Consider the following 19,567-nt stretch of genomic DNA (forward strand, 5'->3'; position numbering starts at 1 on the left):
CAAGTCGTTAAAATTTTTTCTGGAGTAATTCATGGATCTGCAAGCTTGCACAGAAGCGATACGCGCTAAAGTTGGTGACGATAGTGGTTTGAACGCTACCTTGAAATTTGATTGCGCTGATGAAGGCGTGGTATTCGTTGATGCACTGGTGACACCAAATACTGTCAGCAATGAAAATAAAGAAGCTGTTTGCACCATCACCATTTCCCTGGAAAACCTGGCAGCCTTGCTGACCGGTCAATTGAATCCTATGAATGGTTTCATGATGGGCAAGTTGAAAGTGTCCGGCGACATGAGTGTTGCCATGCGTTTGCAGACTGTGGTGTAAGAACCAGTCTTACAGACCCATTTGAACAGAGCGGCATTTCCCTGGCGATAGCGAGGAAATGCCGTTTTCATTTTGCACCTGCAATATGCGTTCGAAATATACACTCAATATGCACTAGACCAGCGACATCGCACTCAAAGCCAGTGCCGAAGTACCATCTGGATATAGGGCGTCATAGCAGCGTGTGCAACTGCTGCAAAACAGGTGCGAACGCTTGACGAATTTATAGCGCAATATCAGTTGCAGCTGTACACCGCTGCAATGGGGGCAATGCTCACGCATATTACCTGCCGAGGGCGCATCCTCGGATTGAAAACCTTCTTTTAACATTACTCCTTCTATGACATCGCGGGGATCGAGTTGCATCAGTATAAAATCTGGTGCGCGGGCATTGCGCCTTTCTGAATAAGTGTCTTGCTGTTGAGAAAGTAAATGTGCACTGGCTGCCATCATGTTGAGCTCCTGGAATGACTACTGCCACTGCTGACAGTCAACAGGAGGGCAGACTTTCAATCTAGTAAAATTCGGGCATGAAGACAAGGACGATAGCGAGAAAAAATGAGTAAGCAGGATGTGTTAGGGAATCAGGCATGGACCTTGACAGTGCAACCGCAGGGCTGGACTTGTGAGGTGGCCGATGAACTCAGCCTGCTGGAAGCAGCTTTGCTGGAAGGCATACGCATCCCCAATTCATGCCGTAATGGCAGCTGTCGTACCTGTATGTGCAAAAAGCTGTCTGGGGAAATTAAATACCAGATAGACTGGCCCGGCCTGAGCCTGGAAGAAAAGCAGGAAGGCTGGATCTTGCCCTGCGTAGCCCAGGCTTGCTCAGACGTGGTGTTGGATGTGCCAGCCGCAGTCAAAGTGTAGCGGCTGGCATCATTATTATTGAGCGTTACTACATTGCCCGAGCTGTCCATCCTTGCGGTTCCAGCAGGCTGTGCTGGCCTCAGGTACAGGGTGAGGCACGCCATCATGATCTATCCTGGCTAAACGAGTATCCCAGGCTTTGACACCTTGTTTGTCCAGCTGCAGGCGTATCACCCAGCCGCGGGTTTGCGGTTCATTGTCAAGTTCATCCATGACAAAATTACCCAGGCTGTAAATGATGGGCTTGCCCTTGTAATGTTCTACATCCTGTATCACATGGGGATGACCACCTATGATGGCATCGGCACCCGCATCTATCATCAATCTCGCTAACTGGCGCTGCCTGTCGACGGCGAGCTTGTCATTTTCCCAGCCCCAGTGCATGAAGGGTATCACCAGATCGGCATGGTATTGCTGACGTGCGCTGCGTATATCAAGTGCCACCTGTTCATCTTCACTCCAGGCCACACCTGCCGCCTGCGCTTCTGCTTCAAAGCTGCGCGGCATGTATTCGTTATAGCCCAGCAAGGCTATGCGCAAGCCTTTCTTTTCTATGATCAGTGGGGTATGTGCTTCGCGCAGATTATTGCCTCCGCCAAAGCGCCCGATATGCTGCTGATCCAGCAAACCCAGCATTTCCTGGAAAGCCGCACGACCAAAATCACCAGAATGATTATTCGCAATCGACACTGCATCGACATGCTGCTTCAGCGTCGTCAGGGTACGGGGATGGGCGCGAAAGGTGAAATTCTTGTCGGCTGCATCACCCGTCGTAGCAACCACGCACTCCAGGTTGACCACGCGTATGTCAGTACTTTTGAATAATTTGGCAAAGGCAAAAAACGGGTCCTTGCCTTCGGCAATCATTTTGCCTGGCTTGCCATCGAGGACCACGTCGCCGGCAAATAGTATACTGACGCTATCGTCTTGTGCCAGGGCAGTATGGGTGAGTGCGCCCGCCATTGTAAATGCCGCCAACAGTTTGCTTGCATGCTTGAGCCTCATCATTGCTGTACCTCCTGCAAAGTGCAGCGGTACTGCAATTCACGTTCTATATCACCCGCATAGATAGAATTTTGCGGTGTCAGCAAGCTTTCTTTCTGCGTGATTTTAAAGGGTGGGCGGTAAGTTGCCTGGTGAACAGGGATATCACTGCGGCGGGTTTGGAAATAAGCATACAGCTTGATATAGTCTATCTGCTGCGCTTTGCCCACCATAACAGCCTTGAAGGTAAAGCGCTCACCTACGTCGGTGGTTTTTACATCATAGGGGTCAGAGACTAACTGGGTCTCTATGGTTTGCATGCTGCCAGCATAGCTGACATAGCAGCGTAAGAGCGGCTTGGCTGCGCATGGCATGGTCATCAATAAAAGACTGCTGAATATAACAAAACTGCCTCCCCACCATCTCTCATCTGACCACATAGCTGCACCGCCCCGAATTAGTCGAGCGCTGATTATCACAGGATTTAAGAGTGCATGGAAGCCCGCTTTCCTGAAATTTTGTATGCCGCCGCAATCTCAATATTGTTGACTGTCGGCCGCAAGCACCTGGTAATTGGCTGGCAAGGCAAAACGCTCACCGTAAAGGGCTTGCAATTCGGCGGCGCGCTCAGCAAATCGCTGCGCTCCCACATGATGGACGAATTGCACGGCACCACCAGTCCAGGCTGGGAAACCTATGCCAAAAATTGAACCGATATTGGCATCGCGGGTCGACTCCAGTACACCCTCGTCCAGGCAGCGCAGGGTTTCTATCGCCTGCATGTATAAAAACCTGTCTTGCAAATCGACATAAGGCAGACTGACGCTATCTTTGCCGAACAAGGTGCCTAGTTCCGGCCAAAGATACTTTTTGCTGCCATCTGTAGGATATTCATAAAAACCTGCGCCAGTAGCCTTGCCTGCGCGCTGATGCTGATCCAGCATGACATTGATGATGGCAGCAGATGCGGGTGCTTGCCAGCTTTTGCCTTCTGCCTCCAGATCGGCTTTGGTTTGCGCAGCAACATGGCGTGACAGGCTCAGTGAGACTTCATCCTGCACTGCCAATGGACCTACCGGCATGCCGACCGAGAGTGCGGCGTTTTCTATGAGCGCCGCTGGCAAGCCTTCTGCCAGCATACTCAAACCCTCGTTGACAAAACTGGCAAACACCCTGCTGGTGAAAAAACCGCGTGCATCATTGACGACGATGGGTGTCTTGCCTATCTGCAGTACATAGTCATAGGCGCGCGCCAGTGTTGCCTCGCTGGTTTGTTTACCCTTGATGATTTCCACCAGTTGCATTTTATCGACGGGTGAAAAGAAGTGTATGCCTATGAAACGCTCAGGATGAGTGACGGCTTTTGCCAGGCCGCTGATCGGCAGGGTGGAGGTATTGCTGGCCATGGTGCCATCTGTCGCCAGCATGCTTTGAGCCTCACTGCTGACTGCTGCTTTGAGTTCACGGTTTTCAAACACGGCTTCGATGATGAGATCACATCCAGAGAAGTCACTGGCACTTGCTGTGGGCTGTATCAGGCCCAGCTGGCTCGCTGCTTTTTCTGCAGACAAGCGACCCTGGCCCACTTTTTTATGCAGGCTGTTGGCAATATTGGTTTTGCCTTGCTCGGCTTTTTCCAGGGTCTGTTCTTTCAATACTGTATGTATGCCGCGTGCTGCGCTGACAGCAGCTATGCCTGCACCCATCATGCCTGCACCTATCACGCCTAGTTTGTTGACTTTGGCTTTTGCGATATCCCGCGGGCGGCTTTTGCCTGAACTGATTTCCTGCATCTGGAAGAACAGTGTGCCTATCATATTCTTGGCAACCTGGCCTGTTGCCAGATGAGTGAAATAGCGGCCTTCAATTTTCAGGGCATTGTCAAAGTCGACTTGTGCTCCTTCAACCATAGTAGCCAGTATGGCTTCGGGCGCAGGATAATTGCCCCGGGTTTTTTCGCGCAACAGGGCAGGTGCCACCATGATCATGGGTAGTAATTTGGCAGAGTTGGGCGCGCCACCCGGCAGTTTATAGGCTGCATCATCCCATGGCTGCTGTGCCTGTGGCTTGGCTAGTATCCAGGCTCTAGCCTGTTGCAACATGTCTTCATGGCTATTGGCGAGCGCATCTACCAGGCCAGCCTTAACGGCGGCTGCCGGAGCCACCTGCTTGCCTTCCAGTAGATAGGGCATGGCTTCCTGCAAGCCCAGCATACGGACAGTGCGTATTACACCACCGGCACCGGGCAATAACCCCAGTGTCACTTCAGGGAAACCGATTTTCGCTTTTGGATTATCCAGGGCGATGCGGTAATGACAGGCCAGTGCCAGCTCCAGGCCTCCGCCAAGGGCGCTACCATTGATGGCGGCAACAACTGGCTTGCCCAGCTTTTCCAGGCGACGCAGCACGGCCTTGTTTTTCTCTACCATTTCCAGGCAGGATTTGGCATCTTCAATGTTGATGAGTTCACGCAAGTCGCCACCGGCAAAAAAACTGTCTTTGCCAGAAGTCAGGATGACGCCACTGCATTGCTCTTTTTCTTCTTCCAGCCTGCCGACGGCAGATGTCAGCGCATCACGGAATGCCGCATTCATGGTGTTGACTGACATACCTGGCATATCGATGCTGAGGGTGACTATTTGTTGTTCGTCTTTGCTGTAATGGATCATGATGTTTTTTCTCGTTCTTATGTTCTGATTTATACGCGCTCTATGATGGTGGCAATGCCCATGCCGCCACCCACACACAGGGTGATGAGGCCACGCTTTAACTGACGCGCTTCCAGCTCATCAATCAGATTGCCCAGCAGCATGCAACCAGTTGCCCCCAACGGGTGGCCTAGTGCAATCGAACCACCATTTACATTCACTTTTTCTTCCGGCACCTTGAGGTCTTTCATGAACTTCATGACGACTGCAGAAAAAGCTTCATTGACTTCAAACAGATCGATGTCCTCGATACGCAGGCCAGCCTTGTTCAGGGCTTTTAAAGTGGCCGGACCGGGGCCGGTCAGCATAATGGTTGGGTCAGTGCCTGTTACGGCAGACGCAACAATGCGGGCACGCGGGGTCAGGCCCAGGCGCTTGCCCATGGCTTCTGTACCTATCAAAGCGAGCGCTGCACCATCGACGATGCCGGAAGAATTGCCAGCAGTGTGTACATGGTTTATCCGTTCAAGTTGCGGATACTTGCGTATGGCGACGCTATCAAAGCCCATCTTGCCCGGCATCTCAAATGAAGCCTTGAGCGAGGCAAGTGCTGCCATGCTGGATTGTGGCTTGATGAATTCATCTTCAGCCAGTATCACCAGGCCATTCATGTCGCACACAGGGCGCAGTGATTTGAAGCGGCCAGCAGCCCGCGCTGCCGTCGCTTTTTCTTGCGAGCGCAAAGCAAAGGCATCGACATCTTCACGGCTGAATCCTTCCAGCGTGGCAATCAGGTCGGCCCCTATGCCTTGCGGTAAAAAGTCGGTTTGCATGCTGGTGTGCGGGTCGGCTGCCCAGGCACCACCATCTGATCCCATGGTCACGCGTGACATGGATTCAACACCGCCAGCGACCACTAAATCTTCCCAGCCAGAGCGTACTTTTTGCGCCGCCAGATTGACTGCTTCCAGGCCGGATGCGCAAAAGCGGTTCAGTTGCACGCCGGCGACTTGCCAGTCCCAGCCTGCAGCCAGCGCGGCAGTCTTGGCAATGTCTGCGCCCTGGTCACCTATGGGGGTAACACAGCCAAGGACTACATCATCAATCAGTGCAGTATCGAGAGATAAGCGTTGCTGCATATCCTGCATCAGGCCAGACAGTAATGAGATGGGTTTGACGCTATGCAGCGAACCATCTTTCTTGCCCTTGCCACGCGGCGTGCGCGGTGCATCAAAAAGATAGGCTTCGGTCATTTGTTTTCTCCTGTCTGCTGGTCTGTATATAAGGGGATGGATGGCTTTATTGATGCTCAAGTGTATGATGATACAATTAATAAAGCAATTGCTTGATTAAATGCCGTGTTTTAAATTTGCTCGCAGAGCATGAGGACAGCAGTCATGACAAAAAACATCATCAATAATCCCGAGTTTCAAGGCATGCTTAAAATTGTCATTGAGGAAAAAATCCCGTTCTGTCATTTACTGGGAATGAAGCTGGATAGCTTTGACCCGGACGCACCGCGTCTCTCCATCGGCATGCGCGACGAGTTATTAGGCAATTTTGCCCAGGGCATGTTACATGGCGGCGTGATCGCTTCTGTACTGGATAGCGTGGCAGGTTTTGCCATCCTGCTCAAAATGGCACAGCAAAGCCCACAAGATGATGTGATGTCGCAAATCAAGGAATTTGGCAAGATGAGTACCATAGACTTGCGCATCGATTATTTGCAGCCAGGTCGCGGCAAGCACTTTGTTGCCACCGCCGAAGTCACCAGGCTGGGCAAGCGTGTTGCCAATGTTCTCATGGATTTGCGCAATGAAAAGGGTGACAGAATTGCGACAGGTGCCGCTGCTTTCATGTTACATGGCCGTGCCTGATTGCCTTTCTGCCCGCTTGTTACTAGGATGATAGATATAAATCATAACTAGGGGGGATGACATGAGCATACGCTTGGAAAAAGCCAATGGATTGGCTACCATCATTTTTGATAATCCACACTGCATGAATGTGATGGGAGCAGCAGAAATACGTTCTCTGAACCAGTTGACCGAGTTGCTGGCAGAAGACCGTAGCATACGCGTCGTCATTATCCGTGCCGAGGGCAAGGTATTTGGCGCCGGTGGCGACATCGCCAGCTTCAAGCCTGGCGACCCGGCATCCCCTGAAGCCATACGTGAAATTGGGGCTGAGTTGAACCAGGCGATATTACGCTTGCATCAACTGCCAGCTATTGTGATTGCCTCGGTCCATGGCGCCGTTGCCGGTGGCAGCATGGGCACCATGAATGCGGCTGACCTGGTCGTCGCAGCCAAGGGCACACGCTTTAATATGGCCTACGCCAAGATAGGTGCCAGCCCTGACGTGGGGAACACCTGGTTCCTGCCGCGTCTGGTCGGTAACCGCAAAGCCCTGGAATGGTTATTGTTTTCCGAAAACTTCGACGCCGATGAGGCGCTGGCCTTCGGCCTCATCAATCTTGTCGTGCCGCCAGAACAATTGAAAGATGTGACAGAAAAGCTGGCGATGCGACTGCTGCGTGGCCCACAGGAAAGCTATGCCCGCATGAAGCGTCTGATTTATCAGTCAGATGCAACTTCGCTGGAACAACAAGTCAATGACGAAATCGAAGCTTTTGCATCAGTCACGATGACGCCCGACTTTGCCGAAGGGGTCTCGGCCTTCCTGGATAAGCGCACCGCCCATTTTGGTTGCAAACTGAATTAATGGTGGCAATTTGGTTCTGATAGCGGGAATGTGACAGTTATATGACAGTTTTTGTGCTTGAAAGGCGGTTTTTCCGTCTGGAAACGCAAGATAAATCGAAAGTGTAGTGTTTTATTTTACTTTTCTCTGAAATTCTGCGTATAATCGTTCAGTCGTTGAGATTCAAAGTGGTAGTGCAGTATCAGTCTGTCATTTCTTACTTGGTTGAAACGATCTATCGGGCATATGCCCACATTAACTGAAATAGGAAATTGTAATGGCAACAGGTATTGTTAAATGGTTCAATGATTCAAAAGGTTTCGGCTTCATCACTCCAGATGAAGGCGGTGAAGATCTGTTTGCTCATTTCTCCGCTATCCAATCTAACGGCTTCAAATCTTTGAAAGAAAACCAACGCGTTTCTTTCGAAGTAACGACAGGCCCTAAAGGCAAGCAAGCTTCTAACATCCAAGCAATCTAATTGCTTATTTGTTAGTCTGCTGATATCTGGTCTCGCACCAGATTTGCTCTAAAAAATCCCCGATTTGTCGGGGATTTTTTTTTGCAAAAGCACAAAATTTTCTTACCCCAACACTTACAAACTTATTTATACTTAATTTGTAGTAGATGCACTGAAGTTGTCTCGGATCAATACTCTCAAGAAGAATTTTTGTATTCTTGTTCCAAACTGGAACGTTAAAAGGGGAAGTGAAGATGTTCAATCTGACGATCAGGCTAAGACTGATAGGTGCAATGGCCTTCATGGCCATCATGTTGATCATAGGCGGTTTGATGGGGATATACGGCGTCAGGAATAGCAATGCCGTTATCAAGGACATTTTTTCCAATCAATTGCCATCGGTAGAAGCTATGGGGCAATCCCGTGTGTTTATGCTGCGCGCGCGCACTGCGGTAGACCGGGCAATTGCCCATCCTGAATTCCCCGATACTGCCGAGACCCTCAAGCGTTCAGAGGATTTTTTTAACCAGTCTGAAACTTACTGGAAAAAATACCTGAGCTTGCCGCAAGACGCAGAAGAAAAAAAATTATCTGATGAAGTCGTTGCCTTGCGTGACAATTACATCAAGACGGCCCACCTTCCCATGTTCAATGCCATTAAAGCTGGCAATAAGGAAGAGGCCGACAGCATCAATATGAAGCTTGTGCCACCTGCCTTTAGTGCTTACTCTGAAAAAATGGCCAAGCTCAGTGAATATCAATTTACTGGTGCAGCCAGTTCGCTCGCAGAAAGTGAGACGGCTTTTACCACCTTCCTGTGGGTCGACATACTGGGTGTTCTCGGTGGCCTGCTTGCTGTATTTGTTTCAGCCTATTTTTTACTGGCAGCGATTTCCCGTCCTTTAAAATTGGCAATAACCCAGTTTGACGCGATAGGCAATGGTGATCTGACCCAGCAACTGAAGCCAACATCTCGTGATGAAATGGGACAACTGGTTTCTGCCCTGGAAAACATGCGTCAAAGCCTCATGCAAACAGTGACCATGGTGCGTCAGTCAAGCGGGTCCATTGCCGTGTCTTCAGAAGAGATTGCGACTGGCAATATGGACTTGTCCAGCCGCACTGAACAACAGGCCGCCAGCCTGGAAGAAACCGCTTCTTCCATGGAAGAATTGACTTCGACTGTACAACAGAATGCCGACAATGCGCGCCAGGCCAGCACCCTGGCATCGAACGCATCTGAAGTCGCCAGCAGAGGTGGTCAGGTGGTAGGTGACGTGGTGCATACCATGTCATCGATCAAAGAAAGCTCTAAAAAAATCGTCGATATTATTGGTGTCATCGACGGCATCGCTTTTCAAACCAATATTCTTGCTTTGAATGCCGCCGTTGAAGCCGCACGTGCCGGTGAGCAGGGCAGGGGCTTTGCGGTGGTAGCAACCGAAGTGCGTAATCTCGCACAACGCTCTGCCAATGCGGCGAAAGAAATCAAGGAACTTATCAGCAGTTCTGTCGACAAGGTCGAGGTGGGTTCGCGTCTGGTGGACGATGCCGGTAAAACCATGGATGAGATTGTTGTATCAATCAAAAACGTGGCCGATATCATGGCCGAGATCACCGCTGCCAGTGCAGAACAAAGGGATGGTATCAACCAGGTCAGCCTGGCTATAGGCAAGATGGATGAGGCAACACAGCAAAATGCCGCACTGGTAGAGCAGGCTGCGGCAGCAGCCAGCAGCATGCGTGACCAGGCCAATAATTTGAATAATGCGGTCAGTATTTTCAAGATTGATGCCAATGACCATGTGGCTAAAGCGCCGACTGCGACTAGGGCGGTGGTCAAAGACAGGCCAGTTGCAAAACGTGCTCCGGTGAAGTCATTGCCAGCAGCACCATCAACTGCATCAAAGAGCACGGCCAAGGCTGCAGCACCAGCGGGGCAGGATGATTGGGAAGAGTTTTAGTTTTCCCTTTCTAGTTTGAAATGAGCTTGCAAATGAGTGTGCAAGCCATTTACTTTGCTAGCGTCTTCCACAAACCCAGCAATTCGCGCAAGGCCTGAGGTTTGTTGGTCGGTGTCGCCTGGCCAGACTGGTTCAGGCTATTCACCCCGTGGCAAGAGGCGCAGACGCGCATTTCGCCGCGCTGGAAAGTAATCCAGTTACGCTCACGCACGATGGCATTGCCTTTTTCATCGGTGGTTTGCCAGCTCAGGGCCTTGCCTGCGGGAACAAAGGCGGCAGTAGAGCCATCACTGGCGATTTTGACGCTGCCCGGCGGAGCGCCTGTCAAGGGAGGATTGTGCATTTTCTGTAGATCGCTGTAGCTGGCAAGTGTACGTCGCCCCGGCCTGTTCTCATAGGCCCTGAGCAAGCTGGCTTCGACTACCTGGAAATGCGAAATATCGTAGACCCTGGCTTGTTTCTCATTGCTGGAAACGGTTTTCTTGCCCCCTGGGACTTGCAAGTTGTAGGGCTGCTGCATGTCGGCACGGTCACGACTGGTTTGGTCGCGCGTCACGATCAGGGCCAGCTCATTGTTGATGAGCCATTGCTGCAATGCCGCTTCACTGACAGCTTCTTCTGCGAGTACTGCACGCTCTGGTGCTTCCAGTTGCGAACTGGCACGCCAGGGCCTGGGGCGTGACCTGACTTCTACGGCTTCCAGTTCCCATAATGCACCCTGATAGCTTTTCTTTTCCTTTCCCTCCCACCAGCTCAGCGATTTATGCAAGCCGCCAGTCAAGCTTGATCCTGCACTATACAAGCCCGATTTTTCATCTTTGTTCAAGAACTTCAGGCGCAAATCACTTAAACCCAGACCATCGGCTGGCGGCGACAAGTCTGAGGTATGACTGGCGATGAATCTGCCATCTGACAATGGCAGGGGATTGCGATAGCGGCCACCTGGCAAGATGTCATTGGCGGCAGTGATTGTTATAGGAGTAATCGTGATTTTTTCCGGATTCATGTCCGGGCTGGCTTGCAGTTTAATGAGGTGATTGGTAGTGTAGGACGCCGCTTCTCGTGCATCAGTGGCATAGTAAGTACCTGGATGCAGTGGGTCTTCTCGCAAATGAAACAAGCCCGCTTCACGACGCAGCGAAAAGCGATTGGCTTGCAGATCGGCAGTCGTTTGTGTCTTTAAGTGCGGGTCATCACTAAAGCTGACTGACATGGGGCCAAAGGCAAGTTCATGCTGGCCCAGGTGATTCAAAGTCTCTTCTGCCGTGCCATCCTGGTTGATTTGCCAGATCGTGAAAAAATTACTGCGAAAGCCACTGATTTTCCCGTAGGGACCAGTGCCACCTATCCTGGATTCCGGGAATACTTCAGCACGTGTAGATAATTTGCGGGCATTCAGACTTTCATCTGCATAATTAAATGAGTGAAAGGGCAGGGCGAAGCCATTGTTTTGCGCATCGCGGTCGCGATCCGCGAGCTGGTCTTGCTGCAAATGATCCCAGCGGGTAAACAATAACCTGCCATAACTGTCGATGGCAGGATTGAAAGCACCGCTGGGTGTATGACTGAGCAACTGCAAATGCCCATTCACAGGATTCAGTTTCCATATGCCGCTGATGGTCGGCGTGGCTTCGTATTCATCCAGTTGCGGATAGAGATGAGCTTGCCCATTATAGGGACGGTCAGAGGTGAAAATGATGGATTCATCGCTGGCATACAGTGGCGACAGATTGTTGAAATTTACATCCTGAACAGCCAGCTTGCTGATCTGTGCTTTTTGATGTTGACTCAAGCCCGTGACTTCATAGATTTGCCAGCGCGTCTTGATGGGGTGGCCGGGCTGATCCTGTGCGCCAACCAGCATGCTGAACAGCGCCTTTTGACCATCCCAATGTATAGCCGGTTCGCGCACCGCGATGGCTTTTGTACCCTGAAAGGCTGGCATGCCAAAACCAGCTTCCCTGGTCAGGTTACGCAGGCTGCCATCAGGATAGCGCAACATCAAATCACCACCACGTGGTACTTGATGCATATCCGTCAAATGATTGGCAAAGGCAGACAAACGTCCAGCCTGGTCCATTTGCAGCGGGACCTGGGTGACAAACATGATGGGGTAGGGCTGTAGTTTCCCTGCTTCCTGATGGACATCAATCGTCAGGCTGGCACTGGCGATATTGCCATGCTCATCAGTGGCAGTCAGTGTATATACCCGCGAGACATCTGCTCGCACAGCCACATTTTGTTCATCGCTGACTAGGCCTATGTCAGGGCTGATCTGCAGTTTCTTGGCACCTTGTACCAGCCAATGCAAGTGGTTGCTTTCCCCGGCATTTGTCATGGGCTTTTCTGCAGTAAACGACAAGATGGCCAGAGGTGGTGGAATTGTTTTTGCCGGCGCTTTACCGTCCTGGCCACAGGCAGATATCAGCAGGCAAGCTGCGAGACTGGTTGCGAGCAAGATGATAGTAGCGGGATTTTTGCGCATGAAGAAGTGGCCGGGCTAAACAATATACGCAAATTGTAGCCTGACATTGAAATCACTCTTGAGTTTTTGGCAAAATTAAGTCAATCTTGCGTGCTATTGCAATATTGTAAGTTTGGTTTTTGTCACGTCAATTCATGTCCTGATCTTATCCAGATCCAGGGTTCAAGTTTGTCGTGCACCATTGATATCAATGCGACGACATGTCGGGAGCTGGGGAGACAAATGAATACGCCAATAAGTATGCAAACAAGCGCACAGATCAATCTGAGTAAGCGCTATTCATGGCAATACAAAGCGATTAAGTGCGTGCTGAGTTTGATGGCGGGTCTTGTCCTGGTTTCTTGTGGTGGCGGTGGTAGTAGTGGCGGTAGTACCGTAGTCAGTGGTGGTGATGTCATCCCACCCAAAGAAACCCAGGTCAATGGTCCTGCCTGGTTTGGCCTGGGCCGCAATGCCCAGCATGATGCGATTTCCGGCATTGCCACCCAAGCCCTCAATCGCATACTCTGGAAAACTGGCGTCGATCTGGCGCCGCAGTATTCGGCAGCTGGTTATTTGTTTTATCACTACGGTTCGCCAGTCATCACAGCAAAAAATACCGTGATCTTGCCTGTCAAGTCTGAGGCTGCAGATACCTATCGATTTGAGGCGCGCTCTGGTAGCACCGGCGCGCAGATCTGGAGCGTACCCAGCGATTACATCATGCCCACACATCGCTGGACACCAAGCTACAACCTGACACTGACCAGCAATAATCGTGTCTATGCTCCCGGCGCCGGTGGCAAACTGTATTACCGTGATGATGCTGACTCAGCCACGGCGACTACGCAGACCGCAGTGTTTTATGGTGACGCCAAATACACGGCTGCCAAAGCAGCCCTGGATGCCGCAGTCTTTATCAATACCCCTGTTACTGCCGATGCGCAAAATAATATTTATTTTGGCTTTGTTGCCAATGCAGGTAATGCTGCTGGTGTGCGCAGCGGCTTTGCACGTATCACCGCAGACGGCAAGGCGACCTGGGTAGCTGTAGCTGGCATGACTGAGGATGCCAGCATCGTCAAGCCAGCCACTAATAGTGCCCCCGCTGTCTCTGCTGATCAAAAAACGGTGTATGTGGTCGTCAATGCTGAAGCCGCAACGGGGATACGTCAGGCGGGTTATTTGCTGGCCCTGGATAGCGCGACGCTGGCAGTCAAAAGCAAGGTGCGCCTGATGGACCCGCAGGAAAAAGCGGCAGCCTTTGTCTCTGATGACAGCACCGCATCCCCCACTATAGGGCCAGATGGCGATGTCTATATAGGCGTGCTGGAAACCACAGCCGGTGCGCATAACCAGCGTGGCTGGATGCTGCATTTCAATGCAGATTTATCGCAAACAAAATTGCCTGGTTCCTTCGGCTGGGATGACACGGCTTCCATTGTGCCAAGCAGCATGATGCCCAGTTACAAAGGCAGCTCCCCTTATTTGATCATGGTCAAATACAATAATTATGCGCGTTCTGGTACTGGTGATTCAAAAAATCGGATCGCCATACTGGACCCGAATACCAGTCAGAAAGACAGTGTCTCAGCCCAGCAAGTCATGACAGAAGTCTTGACCATCTTGGGTGCCACACCCGACCCCAACTGGCCGGGTGGCGTTTATGAATGGTGCATCAATACGGCAGCAGTCGACCCTTTCACCCGTTCCATCGTGGTCAATAGTGAAGACGGCTATTTATATCGCTGGGACCTGGCAACGAATACCCTCAGTGAAAGAATACGCCTGACCAGTGGCCTTGGTGAATCCTATACCCCAACTGCCATAGGGGCAGACGGCGCGGTATATGCGATCAATAATGCAGTGCTGTTTGCGGTAGGTAAATAAGCTAGGACTTACGCAAAACCGCCCCAGCTGCGTTGCAGCTCCTAGACGTACTGAAGTACTGTCTTCGTCGCCACGCCTTGCTGGGACAATTTTGCGTAAGTCCTATAAGCAAAAGAGTAAAAAAGCCTGATCGGGGGAGGCAGCTCAGGACTTATTCCAGTAATTGGGCTGACTATAGGCGTGACGTAAAAAGTCGATGAAGGCCCGTATGCGCAAGGGCAGGTGACGGCGCTGGGCAAATATCGCATAGATATCATTGCCCGGCGCATTGAATTCATCCAGCACCGTCACCAGCTTGCCCGATTCAATTTCTGCTCCCACTTCCCACATGGAGCGCCAGGCCAGGCCCTTGCCTGACAGCGCCCAGTCATGCAAGACTTCGCCGTCATTGCAAACCATATTGCCTTCCACCTTCAGTGTGACGTTCTTGCCATTCTGTCGAAAAGTCCAGCCACGCTGGCTGCCGTCGGCGCTGAAAGCCAGGCAATTATGCTTGCTGAGTTCATCCAGAGTTTGCGGTGTGCCATGGCGCTTGATGTAGGCGGGCGATGCCACCACCACGCGCTTGTTATCCGCCAGCTTGACGCCTATGAGATTGGAGTCTGTCAAGGCGGCAATGCGTATCGCCACGTCTATACCTTCACCGATTAAGTCCACGACGCGGTCATTCAGGCTCAGCGTCAGTTTCACATCACGGTGTTCGCTCAAAAAAGACGGCATCAGTGGTGCCACATGCTGGCGTCCAAAACCTGCCGGGGCCGAGATCGTCAGCGTGCCACTGGCGCGGGCGCTGCGCTCAGACACTGCGCCTTCTGCTGCTTCCAGGTCGGCCAGTATGCGCTGGCAATCTTCGAGAAAGGCTTCGCCTTCATTCGTCAGTGCCAGCTTGCGGGTAGTGCGTTGCAAGAGCTTGACGCCGAGGCGCTCTTCGAGAGCATCCAGACGGCGGCCTATCATTGCCGGGGCCACGCCTTCAGCCCGGGCTGCTGCCGACAAGCTGCCGCGTGTTGCCACTTCAGCAAAAGTAGAGATTTGTTTGAATTGATCCATGAAAGCTTTGCTCGTGACCTTTTCATTTGCAACTAAAATGAAAAGATGTAGTGATGAAATTCGATGATTATAGTATTTTATATTGAATATACTGCTTTCATGATAATTAGCATTCAATTTTTTGCAATTACGCCAGCTTCATATTGTCAGGACCATAAATAAAACCATGACCATCTCTGCCATCGCCTTTGACGCCTACGGTACTTTGTTCGATGTCTATTCCATCAGTGAACAGGCAGACAAGTTGTTTCCTGGCAAGGGGAGGGCGCTGGCTGAACTCTGGCGTGACAAGCAAATTGAATATACACGCCTGCGTACCATGTGCAGCATGTACAAGCCATTCTGGGAAGTAACCCAGGACGCATTGATATTTTGCTGTCAAAAGCTGGGGCTGGAACTGAGCCTGGACGCGCAAAATACTCTCATGGGCCAATATGCGCGGCTGAAAGCTTTTCCTGAAAACCTGGCTGTCCTGCAAGCCTTGCAGGCACAAGACATGAAGATGTCGATTTTATCGAACGGTAACCTGCACATGCTACAGTCGGCTGTCGATGCCGCAGGCATGCAAGGCATATTCAGCCATTTGCTGTCGGTCGAAGTCGTCAAAAAATTCAAGACCGCACCTGAAGCCTACCAAATGGCACCTGATGTATTTGGTGTGCCAGCCAAGAATATTTTATTTGTATCCAGCAATTGCTGGGATGCCTGCTGTGCTACCTGGTTTGGTTACACCACCTTCTGGGTCAATCGGCAAAATGCGCCGCTGGAACAACTGGGCGTCACGCCGCATGGTGTAGGGCACACGCTGCAAGACTTGATTCCCTTTATAGCAAAACATCGCAACTGATTTCGTTTTAATTCATTTTTTCTGGAGACCACAATGACACAACTGACTTTACCTGAAGGCATGCAAATCAGCGGCGAAATCAAGCCAGGCTTTGCCGAGATTCTGACACCAGAAGCCCTGGCCCTGGTCGCCAAACTGAGCCGCGCATTCGAGCCACGCCGTCAGGAATTGCTGGCTGCCCGTGTAGAACGTGCGAAACGTCTCGATGCCGGTGAAACACCAGACTTCTTGCCAGAAACACGCCATATCCGCGAAGGTGACTGGAAGATCGCTCCTATTCCCAAAGCACTGGAATGCCGCCGTGTAGAAATCACTGGCCCGGTAGAGCGCAAGATGGTCATCAACGCCTTTAACTCTGGCGCTGACAGCTACATGACAGACTTTGAAGATTCCAATACACCTAACTGGGATAACCAGATCACTGGCCAGATCAATATGCGCGACGCCGTGCGCCGCACCATCAGCCTGGAACAAAACGGTAAATCCTACAAACTGAACGACAAGATCGCTACCCTGGTCGTGCGCCCACGTGGCTGGCACCTCGATGAAAAACATGTACTCGTCGATGGCAAGCGCATCTCCGGCGGTATCTTTGATTTCGCCCTGTTCCTGTTCCACAACGCCAAAGAACAACTGGCACGCGGCGCTGGCCCTTACTTCTATTTGCCGAAGATGGAGTCGCATCTGGAAGCGCGCCTGTGGAATGACATTTTCGTCATGGCACAAAATGAAATCGGCCTGGCACAAGGCACCATCAAGGCCACAGTGCTGATCGAAACCATCGTTGCTGCTTTCGAGATGGACGAGATTTTGTATGAGCTGCGCGAACATAGCTCAGGCCTGAATGCTGGTCGCTGGGATTATATTTTCTCTTGCATCAAGAAATTCAAGAACGACAAAGACTTCTGCCTGGCAGACCGCGCCAAGGTCACCATGACAGCACCTTTCATGCGTTCTTATGCTTTGCTGTTGCTGAAAACCTGCCACAAGCGCAATGCACCAGCTATTGGCGGCATGGCAGCGCTGATCCCTATCAAGAACGATCCAGAGAAAAACGACATCGCTATGGGCGGCGTGCGCAATGACAAAGCCCGTGATGCAACTGATGGTTACGATGGCGGCTGGGTAGCTCACCCTGGCCTGGTAGAACTGGCGATGACAGAGTTCAAAAAGGTATTGGGTGACGCCCCTAACCAGATTTCCAAACAACGCCCTGATATCGAAGTCAGCGCAAAAGACTTGCTGAACTTCCAGCCAGAAACACCGATCACCGAAGCGGGCCTGCGTTACAACATCAACGTCGGTATTCATTACCTCGGCGCATGGCTGGCTGGTAATGGTTGCGTGCCTATCCATAACCTCATGGAAGATGCGGCAACCGCAGAAATCAGCCGCTCACAAGTCTGGCAATGGATACGTTCGGCTAAAGGCAATCTGGAAGATGGCCGCAAAGTCACTGCCGATATGGTGCGCGCGATGATTCCTGAAGAACTGGCCAAGGTCAAAGAAGTGGCTGGTACAGGTGCCACTTATGACCGTGCCGCACAAATTTTTGAAGAAATGTCGACTTCTGAAGATTTTGCTGAATTCCTGACTTTGCCTTTATACGAAGAAATCTGATGTTGTAACAATATTGTAGCCTCAGGGCTGCTGGTAAGCAGAAAAGCGAACATTGAGGTGTTCGCTTTTTTATTGCTCTTTAGTAAAGGTGGTCAGTGATTTTTGAAAAACATGTTTAATTCATCAGTGTAGTCGGGCAAAAAATAGCAATACATCACACATTTTAACAATATGGCAATATAAGTTTGTTATATTGTTGCCACTGTGCCAGCGCGATTTTTGGTTCGCTGCGCAGTAAACTCGGGCAACCCCATACCTTAGAAAAGTGAGTAAAAAGATGAAACAATATGGTGCTGAATTTTTGGGAACATTCTGGCTGGTACTAGGCGGCTGCGGCAGTGCCGTACTGGCAGCAGCTTTCCCTGGTGTGGGCATAGGCTTGCATGGTGTGTCACTGGCTTTTGGTCTGACTGTGTTGACCATGGCGTTTGCGATAGGCCATATCTCTGGCTGCCATTTGAACCCGGCTGTCTCTATCGGCCTGTGGGCTGGTGGCCGTTTTCCAGCGAATAAATTGCTGCCTTACATCGTCGCCCAGGTTTTGGGTGGCATCGTTGCTGGTGGTGTCTTGTACCTGATCGCCAGTGGCAAGGCAGGGTTTGATGTATCGGGTGGTTTTGCTTCTAACGGTTTCGCCGAGCATTCACCTGGTGGATATTCCATGGTGGCTGCATTGGTCACGGAAGTGGTCATGACCATGATGTTCCTGGTCATTATCCTCGGTGCTACCGATAGCCGTGCACCGCAAGGTTTTGCCCCTATCGCCATCGGCCTGGGTTTGACGCTGATCCATCTGATCAGTATTCCTGTCACCAATACTTCAGTCAATCCTGCGCGTAGTACCGGTGTTGCCATCTATGTGGGCGGCTGGGCTTTGCAGCAATTATGGTTGTTCTGGGTAGCCCCTATCGTTGGTGCTGTGCTGGGTGCTGTCAGCTACAAGGCGATTGCTGGCGAGGCAAAATAATAGGGTAAGACCGGGCAGGGCGTAAGCGCTGCAGGCTGGTAAATACCATGCAAACTTGTCGGATGTCATGCATCTGAAAATCTGGCATGGTATCCTCAGGCCTTCAGCTCTTTTATGATCATCATGCCCAGCAATCTCATCGATACCGACGACGTCATTTCCTCAACCGCAGCCTGGCTGGACAAAGCCGTCATTGGTTTGAACCTCTGCCCATTTGCCAAGGCTGTGCAAGTCAAGCAGCAAGTGCGCTATGTCGTCAGCCAGGCCAAAACACCAGAAGCCTTGCTGGAAGACCTGGAGCGTGAGCTTGAATTGCTGGCCGAAGCCAATCCAGAAAAAATAGAAACCACCCTGCTGATTCATCCCCTGGCATTGAATGACTTTCTCGACTTCAATGATTTTCTCGATGTGGCCGACGGCATGCTGGAAGAAATGGAACTCGATGGCATCCTGCAAGTTGCCAGTTTCCATCCTGATTATCAGTTTGCTGGCACCGAGCAGGATGATATAGAAAACTATACCAATCGCTCACCATACCCGACCCTGCATTTGCTGCGTGAAGAAAGTATAGACAAGGCGGTAGAAGCTTTCCCTGAGGCCGAGCAAATCTATGAAAAAAATATGGAAACCATGCGCGAACTGGGCCATGAAGGTTGGCGTCGCTTGTTTTCCAAATACGAGAAAAAGTAAGCCTGGATCAGTAAAATCAAGAAAGCGTCAACAAAAGCGTCAAGAAAAGCAGTTTGCATATCAATCTATTCAATTCTTATAT

18 protein-coding genes are annotated in these 19,567 nt (G+C 51.1%); 11 read left to right on the forward strand and 7 right to left on the reverse strand.

Annotated elements, in window-relative coordinates:
* The first annotated feature begins 31 nt into the window (after positions 1-31).
* On the forward strand, positions 32-328 hold the full coding sequence (locus ACO0LF_RS01175; protein ID WP_423011165.1) for an SCP2 sterol-binding domain-containing protein: 297 nt from the start codon (positions 32-34) through the stop codon (positions 326-328).
* Between the two features lie 114 nt (positions 329-442).
* On the opposite strand, the gene ACO0LF_RS01180 is transcribed toward ACO0LF_RS01175, so the two are convergent.
* Positions 443-781: a hypothetical protein gene (locus tag ACO0LF_RS01180; protein WP_423011167.1), complete on the reverse strand. Its 339-nt coding sequence runs from the start codon at positions 779-781 to the stop codon at positions 443-445.
* Between the two features lie 105 nt (positions 782-886).
* On the opposite strand from ACO0LF_RS01180, the gene ACO0LF_RS01185 reads away from it, so the two are divergent.
* Positions 887-1,198 carry a 2Fe-2S iron-sulfur cluster-binding protein gene (locus tag ACO0LF_RS01185; protein ID WP_423011169.1) on the forward strand — a complete coding sequence of 104 codons (312 nt, stop codon included), beginning with the start codon at positions 887-889 and terminating at the stop codon, positions 1,196-1,198.
* A 15-nt stretch (positions 1,199-1,213) separates the two neighbouring features.
* On the opposite strand, the gene ACO0LF_RS01190 is transcribed toward ACO0LF_RS01185, so the two are convergent.
* The 4 genes from ACO0LF_RS01190 to ACO0LF_RS01205 all read right to left on the reverse strand — a co-directional run bounded on the left by ACO0LF_RS01190 (position 1,214) and on the right by ACO0LF_RS01205 (position 6,083).
* Positions 1,214-2,203 carry a CapA family protein gene (locus ACO0LF_RS01190; RefSeq protein WP_423012411.1) on the reverse strand — a complete coding sequence of 330 codons (990 nt, stop codon included), beginning with the start codon at positions 2,201-2,203 and terminating at the stop codon, positions 1,214-1,216.
* Positions 2,203-2,562 (reverse strand): hypothetical protein, encoded by a 360-nt coding sequence (locus ACO0LF_RS01195; RefSeq protein WP_423011171.1) that lies wholly within the window; start codon positions 2,560-2,562, stop codon positions 2,203-2,205. Before ACO0LF_RS01195 ends, ACO0LF_RS01190 begins: the two co-directional genes overlap by 1 nt.
* 156 nt (positions 2,563-2,718) lie before the next feature.
* Entirely contained in the window at positions 2,719-4,851 is a 2,133-nt protein-coding gene (locus tag ACO0LF_RS01200; RefSeq protein WP_423011173.1) for a 3-hydroxyacyl-CoA dehydrogenase NAD-binding domain-containing protein, read from the reverse strand.
* A 29-nt stretch (positions 4,852-4,880) separates the two neighbouring features.
* Positions 4,881-6,083, reverse strand: a complete 1,203-nt coding sequence (locus ACO0LF_RS01205; protein WP_423011174.1) for an acetyl-CoA C-acetyltransferase — start codon at positions 6,081-6,083, stop codon at positions 4,881-4,883.
* A gap of 144 nt (positions 6,084-6,227) precedes the next feature.
* Between ACO0LF_RS01205 and ACO0LF_RS01210 the strand changes: the two genes are divergently transcribed.
* The 4 genes from ACO0LF_RS01210 (at position 6,228) to ACO0LF_RS01225 (ending at position 9,957) form a co-directional block, all read left to right on the forward strand.
* Positions 6,228-6,707, forward strand: a complete 480-nt coding sequence (locus tag ACO0LF_RS01210) for a thioesterase family protein (protein ID WP_423011175.1) — start codon at positions 6,228-6,230, stop codon at positions 6,705-6,707.
* A 61-nt stretch (positions 6,708-6,768) separates the two neighbouring features.
* Positions 6,769-7,554 carry an enoyl-CoA hydratase/isomerase family protein gene (locus tag ACO0LF_RS01215; protein WP_423011177.1) on the forward strand — a complete coding sequence of 262 codons (786 nt, stop codon included), beginning with the start codon at positions 6,769-6,771 and terminating at the stop codon, positions 7,552-7,554.
* A 256-nt stretch (positions 7,555-7,810) separates the two neighbouring features.
* On the forward strand, positions 7,811-8,014 hold the full coding sequence (locus ACO0LF_RS01220) for a cold-shock protein (protein WP_007878889.1): 204 nt from the start codon (positions 7,811-7,813) through the stop codon (positions 8,012-8,014).
* A 233-nt stretch (positions 8,015-8,247) separates the two neighbouring features.
* Positions 8,248-9,957, forward strand: a complete 1,710-nt coding sequence (locus ACO0LF_RS01225) for a methyl-accepting chemotaxis protein (RefSeq protein WP_423011179.1) — start codon at positions 8,248-8,250, stop codon at positions 9,955-9,957.
* Between the two features lie 49 nt (positions 9,958-10,006).
* On the opposite strand, the gene ACO0LF_RS01230 is transcribed toward ACO0LF_RS01225, so the two are convergent.
* Positions 10,007-12,442 (reverse strand): hypothetical protein, encoded by a 2,436-nt coding sequence (locus tag ACO0LF_RS01230; protein WP_423011181.1) that lies wholly within the window; start codon positions 12,440-12,442, stop codon positions 10,007-10,009.
* 222 nt (positions 12,443-12,664) lie between these two features.
* On the opposite strand from ACO0LF_RS01230, the gene ACO0LF_RS01235 reads away from it, so the two are divergent.
* Positions 12,665-14,311, forward strand: a complete 1,647-nt coding sequence (locus ACO0LF_RS01235; protein ID WP_423011183.1) for a hypothetical protein — start codon at positions 12,665-12,667, stop codon at positions 14,309-14,311.
* Between the two features lie 144 nt (positions 14,312-14,455).
* On the opposite strand, the gene ACO0LF_RS01240 is transcribed toward ACO0LF_RS01235, so the two are convergent.
* On the reverse strand, positions 14,456-15,361 hold the full coding sequence (locus ACO0LF_RS01240; protein ID WP_423011185.1) for a LysR family transcriptional regulator: 906 nt from the start codon (positions 15,359-15,361) through the stop codon (positions 14,456-14,458).
* 166 nt (positions 15,362-15,527) lie between these two features.
* Here ACO0LF_RS01240 and ACO0LF_RS01245 point away from each other — a divergent pair, with 166 nt between their 5' ends.
* The 4 genes from ACO0LF_RS01245 (at position 15,528) to ACO0LF_RS01260 (ending at position 19,485) form a co-directional block, all read left to right on the forward strand.
* A complete protein-coding gene (locus ACO0LF_RS01245) occupies positions 15,528-16,208 on the forward strand; it encodes a haloacid dehalogenase type II (RefSeq protein WP_423011187.1) in 681 nt (226 codons plus the stop codon).
* A gap of 33 nt (positions 16,209-16,241) precedes the next feature.
* Complete coding sequence (gene aceB / locus ACO0LF_RS01250; protein ID WP_423011189.1) at positions 16,242-17,828, forward strand: malate synthase A; 1,587 nt, start codon at positions 16,242-16,244, stop codon at positions 17,826-17,828.
* Positions 17,829-18,105: 277 nt separating this feature from the next.
* Positions 18,106-18,795 carry an aquaporin Z gene (aqpZ, locus tag ACO0LF_RS01255; protein WP_423011191.1) on the forward strand — a complete coding sequence of 230 codons (690 nt, stop codon included), beginning with the start codon at positions 18,106-18,108 and terminating at the stop codon, positions 18,793-18,795.
* A 123-nt stretch (positions 18,796-18,918) separates the two neighbouring features.
* Positions 18,919-19,485 carry a DUF1415 domain-containing protein gene (locus tag ACO0LF_RS01260; RefSeq protein ID WP_110254278.1) on the forward strand — a complete coding sequence of 189 codons (567 nt, stop codon included), beginning with the start codon at positions 18,919-18,921 and terminating at the stop codon, positions 19,483-19,485.
* Positions 19,486-19,567 lie beyond the last annotated feature (82 nt).

Source organism: Undibacterium sp. Di27W, assembly GCF_049340345.1.
GTDB lineage: Bacteria > Pseudomonadota > Gammaproteobacteria > Burkholderiales > Burkholderiaceae_D > Undibacterium.